The organism is Ferribacterium limneticum (genome assembly GCF_020510625.1).
Lineage (GTDB): Bacteria > Pseudomonadota > Gammaproteobacteria > Burkholderiales > Rhodocyclaceae > Azonexus > Azonexus limneticus_A.
Window position 1 is genome coordinate 3,285,484 of the sequence record NZ_CP075191.1, and the last position, 13,164, is coordinate 3,298,647.

A 13,164-nucleotide genomic window follows, 5' to 3' on the forward strand; every position below is an offset into this window, starting at 1 on the left:
TAGCTAGCCACTGGGGCAATTGGGCTGCAAGTGGACAAAAAAAGGGTGCGTCGCAACGCACCCCAACCCCAACAGAGAATCGCAGCAAGGCTCGCGCCTCGCAATGGAGTCATATTGCCGCCGCAAACGCTGCGGCACGTTGACACAAGTCAAACTTTCCCAGCTTTGTCGGATTCAACCTGCTCTACCGGCTTTGGGGGCGGATTGTCATCCATCAAAACTCGAAACCCCGGCCCCTCAAGGTCGTCAAACTGACCGCTGCGAACAGACCACCAGAAAGCCAGGGCGATACCGAACACCAGGATCACCGAAACCGGAATCAGCAGATAAACACTTTCCATCAGTCAGTCTCCACGCGTTGAATACGCAGTGAATTGAGCACGACCAGCAAAGAGCTGGCCGACATCCCGATACCCGCCAGCCAAGGGGTCACATAACCGCCAATCGCCAAGGGCAGGGCAACGAAATTGTAAGCGAAGGACCACCAGAGATTCTGACGAATGACCAACAAGGTTTTTCGGGCACGGCGCAAACCCAAACGCAGATGGTCAAGATTTTCGGAAAGCAGCACGAAATCGGATTGCGTCCGAGCGAGCTGAGCGCCGCCGCCCATCGCCACGGAAACCTGAGCTTGAGCCAGAACCGGAGCGTCATTGACGCCATCGCCAACCATGGCCACCAGCGCCCCTTCGGCCTGCAAGGCTTTCACGCAATCATGCTTCCCTTGCGGGGTAATGTCAGCCCTCACGTCGTCAATACCCAAAGTCGCTGCCACCCGACTGACAACGGCGGCGGCATCACCACTCAAAAGCACCACCTTTTTGCCTGCAGCCCGTAATTCCGAAATCAAGGCTGCAGATTCCGGCCTCAGTTCGTCGCCGATCCGGAAAAGTGCCAAGCAGCCGCTTTCGTCGCCAAGAAAAACCACCGTGTCACCGCTCTCTAACCAACCATGCACCGCCTCTGGCAAGACACCCTGCCCCAAGGCCAAGGCATACCCCGGACGACCGATCCGGCATCGGCGACCTGCCACGATGGCCTCGATGCCCAGCCCCGGCTCACTCAGCACAGAAGAAGTATCTGGCAACTGCGCCCCAGCCGCACGTCGCAGCGCCGTGGCTACTGGATGCTCGGAGGCATGCTCCAGCGCAGCCGCCATCAGCAAACACTCATCTCTGTTTAAACCAGCAACCGGGAGTACATCGACCAAATGCATGCGGCCCGTTGTCAGCGTGCCGGTCTTGTCGAAGACGAAATGGGTCGCCCGGGCCAGCGTTTCTATGGCATGCCCACGCGTCACCAGCAGACCATCCTTGGCCAATGCACCGGCCGAAACCGTTAACGCAATCGGTGTCGCCAGCGACAAGGCACACGGGCAGGTAACAACCAGCACGGAAACCGTAATCCACAGTGCCTTGGACGGATCAACGAAATACCAGCCGACGGCAACAAAAATAGCGACAGCCAGAAGCACCGCAACGAAATAGCTGGCAATGCGGTCGGCCAATTCGACGATTTTCGGTTTCTCGGCGGCCGCGCGCTCCATCAACTGAATGATCGCCGACAAGCGCGTCCCTTCGCCCACCTGCTCGACCTGAACAACCAGCGGACTTTCCGCGTTAATCGCCCCGCCGGTCACGGTCTCGCCCGGCGCCTTGGGCACCGGTTTGCTTTCACCGGTCAACAGCGACTCGTTGGCACAACTGATGCCGTCGATGACCCGGCCATCAGCGGGCACGATGTCGCCGGCGCGGACCAGAACATAATCACCGGGACGAAGATCGGCCACGACACACTGCTCAGTAGTGCGGTCACCGGGAAAACCCGGCATTTTCTGGGCAAAGGCCGGCAATAGCTTGGCCAGCGCCTCGGTAACGCTCAGTGCCTTTTGGCGAGCTGTCATTTCAAGATAGCGCCCGCCAAGCAGGAAGAAAATGAACATTGTCACCGAGTCGAAATAAACCTCGCCCGCCTGCATGAAAGTCGCCCAGCAACTGGCAAGGAAGGCAGCCCCAACGCCCAGCGCGACAGGGACATCCATTCCGACACGACGCAGCTTGATATCCCGCCAGGCGTTGCGGAAGAAAGGCGCCGAGGAATAAAAAATGACCGGCATGGTCAGCAGCAGGCTGGCCCAGCGCATCAGGCTTTCGATGTCAGGCGCCATATCGCCGTCAGCGATGTAAACCGGGTAGGCGTACATCATCACCTGCATCATTCCGAATCCGGCAACCCAGAGACGCCACAGCGCGTCGCGCCGCTCCTTCTGGGAGATTTCCTCGTTTTTCGCGGCATCGTAGGGATAGGCCCGATAGCCGATGGCAGCGATGGCACCGAGGATGTCCGAAAGCTTGACGCGGGTTTCATCCCAACGCACGCGGGCCCGACGCGTCGCATAGTTGATATCCACCGCCGTCACGCCTGGCAGGCGGCCAACGTGCTGCTCATTCAGCCAGATGCAGGCAGCACAGGTAATGCCTTCAAGCAATAGGGAAGCCTCGCGCTCGTTCTGGCCGAGTTCCTTGACGAAACTTTTCTGGAATTCGGCATGGTCGAACAGAGCCAGTTGATCGAGCACCGCCGGCATGGCTTCACGCGGCGATTCCGGCAGGGAGTCGCGGCTGCGATAGTAATCTTCCAGCCCGTTCTCGACGATGGACTGCGCGACCGCCTGGCAACCAAAGCAACACATCGCCCGCTGCTCTCCACCAATTTTCACCGACAGATCGACATCGTCGGGAATGGGCAGACCGCAGTGATAACAGGAAGCTCGGGGCATAAACGCAAAAAAGGCACCGAAGTGCCTTTTAGATCAAGGGCGGAGCCGAAGTATAGTTTATTTGGCACCCATCCGGATCGCCCCATCCAGGCGGATCACTTCACCGTTCAGATAGGCGTTTTCAGCGATGTGCCGAACCAGCGCGGCGTATTCGGCCGGCTTTCCCATGCGGGTCGGGAAGGGAACCATCTTGTTCAGCCCATCCTGGACTTCAGGCGGCATGCCGAGCAGCATCGGGGTTTCCATGATGCCCGGCGCAATCGTCATGCAGCGGATGCCACTGCGAGCCAGTTCGCGGGCAACCGGCAGGGTCAGGGCAACAATACCGCCCTTCGACGCGGCGTAGGCCGCCTGTCCGAGCTGGCCTTCATAGGCGGCGACCGAAGCCGTATTGATGATGACACCACGCTCACCACCGGCATCCGGCGCATTCTTCATCATGGCATCCGCCGCCAGGCGAATCATGTTGAAGGTCCCGACCAGGTTGATATTGATGACCTTGGCGAAGCTCTCCAGCTTGTGCGGACCTTCCTTGCCCACCACTTTTTCGGCCGGCGCGACACCCGCGCAATTGACCAGACCATGCAGGGCGCCAAACTTGGCAATTGCCGTATTGATCGCGTTGACGGCGGAAGCCTCGCTGGCCACATCCGTTTCAACGAAGCAAGCACGCTCACCCAATTCAGCGGCCTGCTTTTCACCGGCCTGTCGATTCAGATCGACCAGTACCACCTTGGCCCCGGCATCCGCCAAAACAATCGCCGTCGCCGCGCCCAAGCCCGAACCAGCCCCTGTTACCAGAAATACCTTGTCCTTGATTTCCATTGTCACTCCTCCAAAAAACGAGCCAGCTTCCAGACGGTACCGTATGGAAAAAACGACATATTACTCCCGGAGACGCCAAAGGAAAAATCCCCCGTTTCATTCAGATGCTATGATCAAAGGATAGATTTATTACCAAGGCGCACCGACCATGTTCGATCAGCCAACATCAGGCAAACACAAGCCAACCGTGCTCGTTATCGCCCCTTCGGCGGCGAATCGCACGCAAATCTGCGAATGTCTGTATCAGTTGCCGGATATCCGGACGATCGCCACCGGTGACGGCAAGCAAGCCCTGACGATCATTCAGGAAACCTGGCCCAGCATGGTGCTGCTGGACGATACCTTGCAAGGCATGGATGGCATTTCTCTCACCCGTACCATCCGCAGCTGGGAACAATCACGGGACGAAGCCGATTTCTCGCCATGGACGCCTATCGTCTTGTTGTCTGCAGTCAACGACGAGGACATCCTGGCCCGGGGAATCCTGGCCGGCGCCGACGATTTTCTTTACAAACCAGTTTCGGAAGTTGTGCTGCTGGCCAAGGTGAGAGCCATGCTCCGCATCGCAACGAGACAGCAGGAAATCTGCGCCGTGCACCGCCAACTCAAGGAAATCGCCATTCTGGACAGCCTGACCGGCATCCCGAATCGCCGGCATTTCGATGACACCCTCGCTGCCGAGTGGAAACGCTGTATTCGCACCGAAAGCCCGCTCAGCATCGTCATCAGCGACGTGGACTTTTTCAAGCAATTCAACGATATATATGGCCACCAAGCGGGCGACGTCTGCCTCAAGGCAGTGGCCAGTTCGCTCAGCGAATCACTCTTCAGGGTTGAAGACACCGTAGCGCGCTATGGCGGCGAAGAATTTGTCGCGATCCTGCCGGGCACCGATGCCAACGGCGCTTACGCCGTGGCCGAACGCATGCGTCTGTCGGCCCGCGACCTGTGCATTCCCCATCAACAAGGCATCGGCGGCCGCATATCCTGCAGCTTTGGGGTTGCCAGCACGCGCCCCAGTATCGACAAGGCCCCGCAGCAATTGCTCAGAACCGCGGATGCAGGGCTATACGCCGCCAAACGAGCCGGCAGAAACCGCGTGGCCCTGAACCAATAGTGCGCAAATAAATTCATGGGTTAATCGCCCTTGGTCCGTTTCCGAGACGGACGGGACACCCAACGCAACTACCCGCCGCGCCCTGATTTCCCCAAGTCGAAATACTCCGCTGATGCGGCTGCCTGGGCGGCCAACTTCGCTTCCTTTTCCAAGCGTTTTTCCTCCAGGCGTTTCTGCTCCTCATCCCGCTGCGCATTGAGACGAGCGTAGCCCATGTAAGAGGTGAAAACGATTTCGCCCATGGCGTAAAAACAAGCCAGAACAAGCAAAGCGACAAAAGCCTTGCTCAGCGAGTCATAGACTATCGAGTACAAAGCCCAGAGACAGATGCACAGGCGAAATGCCATGTGTCGCCGAAAGATCACCAACTCTCCTTGAGAGAGCGAACTCAGCGCCTGAAAGTCGTTTTTGTCCCGCATCATCAATGCCGCCCAGTCGCTAACAACTCATTGCGGACATCAACAGAAACCCATGGCCAGAATCGCCGGATCGTCGATCAGGTTTAGCAGCGCATAGCCCGCCATGCGATGGACTCTTATCCATGCCTGAACGCAGACTCCAAGTATTGTTTCTGACATGGCCAACTTTTCATATCGCTCATCATTGCCCGATGAATATTAGCCGGGGAAACCAGCACCGCACCGGCAGGAAACCGGAAAGCTAAAAGGCCAACCTTGAAAGGAGAGAGATAGGCGTACTACGACAGACATGAAAAAGCCCACACGAGGTGGGCTAGATCAAGATGGTGCCGCTGACCGGAATCGAACTGGTGACCTTCGCATTACGAATGCGCTGCTCTACCAACTGAGCTACAGCGGCGTCCAAGAGGCAGCATTGTACAGAAGTCCCCTACGACGGGCAACAGGATCGCCCATCAGACCACGACTCATCAGGTCTTGATGAATTCGGTCTCAAGAGAGCAAAGCCTTCGAAGGTATCGCCAGAGATGTCGACAAGGGCATGTTCGACTTCAAACTCACCGAAGCAGGATGCTAGCATCTGGCCTTCGCTGCCGCCGGCGAAGCGCAGCGTAAAATCAATGCTTTTTCGATCCTTTTCAGGCAACGCCAAGACCCAATGAATCTGCTTCGTGCGCTGGCTACCGTCAGCGGAATGACCCTTCTGTCGAGAATTCTCGGTTTCGTACGGGATTTCGTGATTGCCCGTGCCTTTGGTGCAGGACTGGCGACCGACGCCTTTTTTGTTGCATTCAAGCTCCCCAACCTGCTGCGGCGGATGTTTGCCGAGGGGGCCTTTTCCCAGGCATTCGTCCCTATTCTTGGCGAATACAAGAACAAGCGCAGCGAAGAAGACACCCGCACGCTGGTCGACCACGTCGCCAGCCTGCTGTCGATTGCACTGTTTGCAGTTACCGCCATCGGCATTGCGGCAGCCCCCCTTCTGGTCTGGATCTCCGCGCCAGGATTTGCTGCCGATACGGGCAAGTTCGAACTGACGATCACCCTGACCCGCATCACCTTTCCCTACATTTTCTTCATGTCGCTGGTCGCACTGGCCGGCGGCCTGCTCAATAGCTGGAGCCGCTTCGCCCTGCCGGCTTTTACGCCGGTGCTGCTGAACATTTCCTTCATCGGCATGGCCCTGTTCGCCGCGCCTTATTTCGATCCGCCGGTTCTGGCGCTGGCCTGGGCCGTCTTTTTGGGTGGCGTGCTGCAACTGGCCATCCAGATCCCCGCCCTGAAGAAAATTTCGATGTTGCCGCGGCCCTCCCTGAATTGGCGGGCAGCCTGGGCCGATCCTGGCGTTCGCCGGATCCTGACGTTGATGGGGCCGGCGATCATTGGGGTCTCGGTGTCCCAGGTCAGCCTGCTGATCAACACCATCTTTGCGTCCTTCCTGAAAACCGGCAGCGTCTCCTGGCTGTACTACGCCGACCGCCTGATGGAGTTTCCATCGGGCATGCTCGGTGCCGCACTGGGCACTATCCTGTTGCCATCGCTGGCGCGCTATCACGCCAGTGACAACCAGCTTGAATACTCCCGGCTGCTTGACTGGGGCTTGCGCCTGACTTTGCTGCTCGCCGCGCCGGCTGCGCTTGGCCTGGCGATTCTGGCCGTACCGCTGATTGCCACGCTGTTTTTCCATGGCGCCTTTTCGACGATTGACGTATTCAGCACCCGCGAGGCGCTGGTCGCCTATACCGTTGGCCTGACCGGGATGATTCTGGTCAAAGTGCTCGCCCCCGGCTTCTATGCTCGCCAGAACGTCAGAACCCCGGTTCGTATCGCCCTGATCTCACTCGCTGCCACCCAGGTGATGAATCTAGCCTTCGTCGGCTGGATCGGCCATGCCGGGCTGGCGCTTTCCATCGGTCTGGCCGCCTGCCTGAACGCCGGCATGCTCTATCGCGGCCTGCGCCGCCTGAACATCTACGAGCCACAGGCTGGCTGGGGCAGCTTTGTGGCGAAACTGGGATTGGCCCTGATCATCATGGGCATCGTCCTCTGGTTCGGCATGGGCAAAGAAATCAGCTGGCTGCACAGCAGCTTCATCGACCGGATAATTCACCTTGCATGGCTGGTTCCACTTGGCGCCAGTGCCTATTTCGCTACACTATGGATTCTTGGCTTTCGCCTTGGCGACTTCAAGCGGCGCACGGCCTAATAATCAGGAGAGACGACGATGATATTGACGAGTAGCAGCTTTGCCGACGGGCAAAAAATCCCCGGAGATTACGCCTTCTGCACCCCCGATCCGGCTCATCACGTCTGCCTGGGACGCAACAGGAACCCTCAACTCGCCTGGACTGATGCCCCAAGTGCAAGCAAGTCTTTCGTCATCATCTGCCACGACCCTGATGTTCCGAGCCAAGGCGACGACGTCAATCAGGAAGGCCGAAGCGTCCCGGCCGCATTGCCCCGCGTCGATTTCTTCCATTGGGTTCTGATCGATCTGCCGGCGACGGTGAGCAGCCTTAAAGAAGGCGAATTCAGCAGCGATGTGAAGCCACGCGGCAAGCCTGGCCCACAGGCGGCATACAACAGCCGGCAGGGCATCAATAACTACACCGACTGGTTCGCCGGTGACAACGACATGCGCGGCGATTACTACGGCTACGACGGCCCATGTCCGCCGTGGAACGATGAAATCGTCCATCACTACGTATTCACCGTTTATGCCCTGGATATTGAAACTTTGCCGCTGGACGGCAGGTTTGGCGGCCCGGAAGTCCGCGCCGCCATTCAGGGGCACATTCTGGCTGAAGCCAGCCTGACGGGAACCTACACGCTGAATCCCCGCCTGCAGGGCTAAAACCGGCAGGCAGCAAAAAGGCCATGCTGCGGAGCATGGCCTTTTTCTTTATTTGGTCGCCGGCTGCCCGGCGGCAGGAAGCAAGACCTACTTGCCCAGCCCCTTGCAACCGCCCACGGTGTTCCCCGTACAAGGGACAGAGCTTTCGCGATTGATCAGCCACTTGCCGCCAACCCGGATCAGTTCGAGCGTCTTCTGGGTCGTGTCACGATAGCTATTCGACTGATAAACCTGACGGAATTCCGCGAAAGCCCGGTCATTCCCGTCCAGGCGAACCTTCAAGTCCTGTATTTCAACGCTGATCTCACCACGAGTCGCAATCCGGCTACGCCGAAGTTGCGCCCAGTCTTCGCGTGACAGACCGCCGTCAGGCGTGAAGGTCGGCGCGTAGAAGCCGCTGTAAGCGGAATAGTCGCGAGCCGACCAGGCGGCAGCCCAGGATTTCACCTGATCCTGGATGGCCGCTTCGCCCTCCACCGCAACAGGCACAGGCATCGGCTGGGCAGCATTCAGCGCGGCCGCCTTGGCGTTCAGCGCCTCGCGATCCGGCACGCTCAGGGCAATCGGGTCGTTCGGGCAGAGCTGGGACGGATCGATTTCAGCCAGATCCTTGCTGTTCGGCGTTTCCGCATCGAGGCGCTGCAGCCCGAGGTACTCAAGCAAGGTGCCCATGCCGGCATAGGTGCGCAGATAGGCCAGGCTCAGGTCGGTATCGGCATTGGCGGCCGAGCGACGGGCCGACAACAGTTCGTTTTCGGTATCGAGCAGATCCAGCAGGGTGCGTTGGCCGATATTGAACTGATCACGATAGGCGTTGCGGGTCTTTTCGAGCAGCGCAACCTGTCGCGCATGATGAAGCGACTGCTCCTTGAGGCGCAGCACATCGTTGTAGGCGATGAGCAGGGTCTGCCGGGTATCGCGGCAGGCTTTCTCGCGCAGATCGAAGGCCAGGTTCTTTTTCTCGATGGTCTGTTTTTCGCGGGCGCGGTCGGAACCGCCGTTGAAGAGGTTCCAGCTGACAACGAGTTCGGCCACCTTGTAGTCGCGCTGACCGGTATCGCCGAGATAGTTCTTGGTCTGGTCGGTGCGGGCGCGGAAGTCGAGCTTCGGCGAATAGGCGGCACGCCGGGTATTGATTTCGTACTGCGCCGCTTCGATATTTTCGGTGGCGGCCAGCAGTGCCGGATTCTTCTTGTGCAGGGTATCGAGCGCGACCTTGGCCTGCTCCGGGAAGGCCGAGCCGACCAGCGTCGGGGCGACAATGGCCGCCTCGGGCTGGGCGCCAACCAGGCGCTGGAAGCGGGCGGTGACGTCATGCAGATTGGCGCTTTCAGTCACCAGATTGATTTCGGCCAGCGCCAGACGGCTGCCGGCTTGTTCGAAGTCCACCCGACGGCCGACGCCGCTTTGGGTGCGACGCTGGATCTGGTCGTAAGTCGCCTTGTGCTGGACGTAGTTATCCTTGGCGAGATCGACGAGATGGCGGTAGCGCAGCACGTCGAGGTAGGCCCGCCCGGCTTCGAGCGCGACATTTTCGGAGGCATCGAGCAGTTCGTAGTAACGAACCAGCTTGGCCTTGTCGAGCCGGCGAACTTCATTGCGCGTGGCAAAGCCATCGAACAGCATCTGGTTCAGGCTGAGCATGTAGCCGCTGCGGGTATAGTCCCGCTCGGCGGCCGAAGGCTGACGGAGACTTTCGCGCCCCGAGCCGGCCGTCAGGTCAACGCGAGGAAAGTAGCCGCCGCGCGCCACGCCGATTTCTTCATCAGCCGCCTTGTAGTTGTGCCATTTGGAAGTCACTTCCGGGCTATTCAGGACGGCGCTCTGGGCAACATCCTTCAAGGTCGTCTGAGCGGGAGTCGGCGTGGATGGAACCTGGGCGATAGCCGGAATGGCTACCGCCAGGAGCAATGAGGCAACTGCATTGGATTTCATGATCGGCACTTGTGATTTGGTTGAAAAAGCCACCCTTGAACCCCAGGCAATCAAGCAGCCCGAAGCAGGAATAAGCCCTTCTAGAATTTGTGCCAATTATAGGTAGCGAGCGCTAGCTGATTGTAATAGTTAGTAAATCGAAAGGATAAATACGTCACGAAGACGCCAAAATTGGCAGCCGAATACTGACCGACAAGCCCGCATCTGCGGCATTACTGGCGCCGATCGTGCCGTTGCCGACCTGGACGACGCGGCGCGCTATGGCCAAACCCAGGCCATAGCCGTCATCATCGCCCGGCGCGGCACCCCGATAGAACGGGGTGAAGATGGCCTCGAGGTCTGCTTCAGCGACACCCGGCCCGTGGTCGAGAACAACGATATGAAAGGCCCCGTCACCCCCCACGCCGGCCTCGATCCGAACGATGCCGCCGGGCGGCGAGAAGCGAAGCGCATTGCGGACAACGTTTTCAATGGCCCGATGCAGCAATTCCGGATCGGCCAGAACCTCGGCCATTCTCCCCGGCTCGTAGCTGACCGTGACCCGCCGTGCCGTCCCTTCGAAGCGGGCATCCTCGACCAGTTGCGCCAGCAGTTCATCCATGTCGACCGGGCCGACCGCGCCGGCACTACCAGCCTCCAGTCGCGACAGGGTCAGCAATTCGCCGACCAGTTGATTCATGCGTTCGCTTTCGCGTTCGACACGCGCCAACAGCCCCTCCATCCGTTCCGGCTGCTGGCGGGCCAGCCCGACCGCGGCCTGCAGCCGGGCCAGCGGGGATCGCATTTCGTGCGACACGTCATGCAACAGGCGTTTTTGCCCCTCGACCACCGATTGCACGCGTTCGGTCATCCGGTCGAAATCACGCCCGAGGTCGGCCAGTTCATCACGGCGCTGCCCCATGCCCGGCGCGACGCGGACCGCCAGATCGCCATTGGCCGCTGCATCGAATCCCTGCCTGAGCTGGCGAATCGGCTTGGCGAAATACCAGGCCAGTCCGGCGGCGCAAAGCGCGCTGGCGAGCAGGCCAGCCAGAATGGCCGGTATCGGCAGGTGCATGCCGGGAGGTGGCGGTGGGTAGCCCCTATTTCTGGCGGGAGCCCCAGGGCCATCCGCCGGCAAAGCCCGGGGTTCAAATCGCTCATGGGGTGGCGGCGGCAAGCCTCGATCCAGCCTCGTCAGATAGCCATTCCGCTCGGCCCAGAACAGGGTGCCCGTGCCAAGCACGGCGGCCATCTGGCCCAGCCAGATGAACAGAAACAACTTCCAGAACAGCCGCCCCACGCTATTCCTTGATCAACTGATAGCCTTGCCGATACACCGTCTGGATGCAGGAGCGGCCATCAGGCAAGGTGCCGAGCTTGTGGCGGATGCTTGAAAGATGCACATCGATGCTGCGATCGAAACGCGCCAGCGGTCGGCCCAGAGCCTGTTCGCAGAGCATGTTTTTGCTGATCGGGCGCCCGGCATGGCGGGCCAGCACCTCGACAAGATTGAATTCAGTGCTGGTCACCTCGACCCGCCGGCCGCTCCATTCGACGCGGCGCTGTTCTGGATAAACTGTCAGCGGCCCGGCAACGATCGGCCCGCTGGCGGCTTCTGCCGGCTGGGTACGGCGCAGGATGGCCCGCAATCTGGCGGCCAGTTCGCGCGGCTGACAGGGCTTGGGCACGTAATCATCGGCGCCAAGCTCCAGGCCGACGATACGATCCATGTCGTCCCCCTTGGCGGTCAGCATCAGCACGGGCACGCTGCTGACGGCCCGAATGCGGCGCAGCACCTCGATACCGCTGACCCCGGGCATCATCACATCTAGGGCGATGACTGCGTAGCGGCCGGATAGCGCCTCTTCGACGCCTCGCTCGCCATCGTGAACCGCCGTTGCCTCGAATCCGTCCTGCGCCAGATAGTCGCGCAACATGCCAGACAGCTCGACATCATCGTCCACCAGCAGGATATGGGGCATAACTTACACACTTGATCGGCAAAGGATGATCATAGCCAAGCCCCCCCGGCGAAACCAGTCAAAGCCCCCGGGCTTTACAGTTTTTTACGGCTTGGCGGCAGCGGGCAGCCGCCGGCAAATATTGCCGCCAGCAAATAAATCCGCTTTTTGGGCAAGAAACTGGATTTTTTGACCAAAAAATCGGCGAGAAGCAGACTTTCTTAACGCAAATTTACCCGGATTAACGCAAAACACCGCCAATAATTGGCGTTTTTGGCCGATAACTTGCTCAAGGAGGGTAGCCCAGCCAGGGCATTCCTATTTTTGACCAACCAATCGGAGGTAATCATGGTCAGCAGCCTGAGTAGTGCCACATCGATCAGCCAGCTATTTGCCAAGCTCGACACCAAGAGCCAGGGCTATCTGGACAAGAGCGACATCATTTCGGCCTTCAGCAAGATCGAATCGGACAGCAGTTCATCCGCGGCCGAAGATGTCTTCGCGACACTGGATGCCGACAGCGACGGCAAGGTCACCGAGAGCGAGTTTTCAACCACCCTGTCGAAACTCCAGGAAGAGCTGGACAGCCAGTTCAACCAGATGCGGATGCAAGGGCATGGTGGCCAGGGCCCGCAAGGCATGGCCGGCATGCCGCCCCCGCCGCCGAAGGATGACGAGGGCTTCACCAAGGATGAGCTGAGCAGCCAGCTGGAGGAAATCGGCAGCACGGACAGCGAACGCGCCAGCTTCATTTCCAACGTGGTCGAGAATTTCGATGCGGCCGACACCAACGCTGACGGCAAGGTGTCGTTTGCCGAAGCCCAGGCGCTCAACAGCAGCCAGGACAGCACCTCGAGCACCGACAGCACCGACAGCACCACAACGAGCACGGCCACCAGCGCCAGCAACAGCGAAGAACAGGTGATGATGAAAATCATGCAACTGATGCACGCCTACGGCAGCTTCAGCGACAAGGCCAGCGATTCGTCGCTGAGCAGCCTGCTTTCCGTCTCGGCCTGAGCAAACCGCCAAGGCCGCTAACGGCCTTGGCTATCCTTTCAACCAGGCCGCGATTTCATCCTTGCTGGGAATCCGGCCGGAGACCCTGACCACCTCGTCCACCACCAGGGCGGGTGTGGTCATGATCGGGTAAGCCATGATTTCATCCATGGCCGTCACATGCTCGAAGCTGGCATTCAGCCCTTGTTCGGCGACGACTTCGCGGGTCAGCTGTTCCAGACGATTGCATTTGGCGCAACCGGAACCGAGGATCTTGATCAACATGGTGATTC

At 59.4% G+C, this 13,164-nt stretch carries 12 protein-coding genes and 1 tRNA gene; 4 read left to right on the plus strand and 9 right to left on the minus strand.

Annotated features, from left to right (window positions below; genetic code table 11):
* Positions 1-149: 149 nt before the first annotated feature.
* Genes ccoS through KI617_RS15840 form a run of 3 tightly spaced genes read right to left on the minus strand, consistent with a single transcriptional unit; the run spans position 150 to position 3,604 of the window.
* A complete protein-coding gene (ccoS, locus tag KI617_RS15830; protein WP_226447869.1) occupies positions 150-341 on the minus strand; it encodes a cbb3-type cytochrome oxidase assembly protein CcoS in 192 nt (63 codons plus the stop codon).
* On the minus strand, positions 341-2,779 hold the full coding sequence (locus KI617_RS15835) for a heavy metal translocating P-type ATPase (protein ID WP_226447871.1): 2,439 nt from the start codon (positions 2,777-2,779) through the stop codon (positions 341-343). The genes ccoS and KI617_RS15835 overlap by 1 nt, the downstream gene beginning before the upstream one ends.
* A 57-nt stretch (positions 2,780-2,836) precedes the next feature.
* Positions 2,837-3,604 carry a 3-hydroxyacyl-CoA dehydrogenase gene (locus tag KI617_RS15840; protein ID WP_226447873.1) on the minus strand — a complete coding sequence of 256 codons (768 nt, stop codon included), beginning with the start codon at positions 3,602-3,604 and terminating at the stop codon, positions 2,837-2,839.
* 148 nt (positions 3,605-3,752) lie between these two features.
* On the opposite strand from KI617_RS15840, the gene KI617_RS15845 reads away from it, so the two are divergent.
* A complete protein-coding gene (locus tag KI617_RS15845; RefSeq protein ID WP_226447875.1) occupies positions 3,753-4,721 on the plus strand; it encodes a diguanylate cyclase in 969 nt (322 codons plus the stop codon).
* A 68-nt stretch (positions 4,722-4,789) separates the two neighbouring features.
* On the opposite strand, the gene KI617_RS15850 is transcribed toward KI617_RS15845, so the two are convergent.
* Together KI617_RS15850 and KI617_RS15855 are read right to left on the minus strand one after the other, a co-directional pair.
* Positions 4,790-5,143 (minus strand): hypothetical protein, encoded by a 354-nt coding sequence (locus KI617_RS15850; RefSeq protein ID WP_226447877.1) that lies wholly within the window; start codon positions 5,141-5,143, stop codon positions 4,790-4,792.
* A 321-nt stretch (positions 5,144-5,464) separates the two neighbouring features.
* A tRNA-Thr gene (locus KI617_RS15855) sits at positions 5,465-5,540 on the minus strand.
* A gap of 258 nt (positions 5,541-5,798) precedes the next feature.
* On the opposite strand from KI617_RS15855, the gene murJ reads away from it, so the two are divergent.
* Both murJ and KI617_RS15865 read left to right on the plus strand, forming a co-directional pair.
* The gene (gene murJ / locus KI617_RS15860; protein WP_226447879.1) at positions 5,799-7,346 is read left to right on the plus strand and encodes a murein biosynthesis integral membrane protein MurJ; all 1,548 of its coding nucleotides are present in this window, start codon (positions 5,799-5,801) and stop codon (positions 7,344-7,346) included.
* Between the two features lie 18 nt (positions 7,347-7,364).
* Positions 7,365-7,994 (plus strand): YbhB/YbcL family Raf kinase inhibitor-like protein, encoded by a 630-nt coding sequence (locus KI617_RS15865; protein WP_226447881.1) that lies wholly within the window; start codon positions 7,365-7,367, stop codon positions 7,992-7,994.
* 87 nt (positions 7,995-8,081) lie between these two features.
* Here KI617_RS15865 and KI617_RS15870 read toward each other — a convergent pair whose 3' ends face one another.
* The 3 genes from KI617_RS15870 to KI617_RS15880 all read right to left on the minus strand — a co-directional run bounded on the left by KI617_RS15870 (position 8,082) and on the right by KI617_RS15880 (position 11,893).
* On the minus strand, positions 8,082-9,929 hold the full coding sequence (locus KI617_RS15870; protein WP_226447883.1) for a TolC family outer membrane protein: 1,848 nt from the start codon (positions 9,927-9,929) through the stop codon (positions 8,082-8,084).
* Positions 9,930-10,083: 154 nt separating this feature from the next.
* Positions 10,084-11,211 (minus strand): HAMP domain-containing sensor histidine kinase, encoded by a 1,128-nt coding sequence (locus KI617_RS15875; protein ID WP_226452036.1) that lies wholly within the window; start codon positions 11,209-11,211, stop codon positions 10,084-10,086.
* A 1-nt stretch (position 11,212) separates the two neighbouring features.
* Positions 11,213-11,893 carry a response regulator transcription factor gene (locus tag KI617_RS15880; RefSeq protein WP_226447886.1) on the minus strand — a complete coding sequence of 227 codons (681 nt, stop codon included), beginning with the start codon at positions 11,891-11,893 and terminating at the stop codon, positions 11,213-11,215.
* 327 nt (positions 11,894-12,220) lie between these two features.
* On the opposite strand from KI617_RS15880, the gene KI617_RS15885 reads away from it, so the two are divergent.
* On the plus strand, positions 12,221-12,892 hold the full coding sequence (locus KI617_RS15885) for an EF-hand domain-containing protein (RefSeq protein WP_226447887.1): 672 nt from the start codon (positions 12,221-12,223) through the stop codon (positions 12,890-12,892).
* Positions 12,893-12,922: 30 nt separating this feature from the next.
* Here the strand turns inward: KI617_RS15885 and KI617_RS15890 are convergent, their stop codons facing one another.
* A complete protein-coding gene (locus KI617_RS15890; RefSeq protein ID WP_226447889.1) occupies positions 12,923-13,156 on the minus strand; it encodes a thioredoxin family protein in 234 nt (77 codons plus the stop codon).
* Between the last annotated feature and the right edge of the window lie 8 nt (positions 13,157-13,164).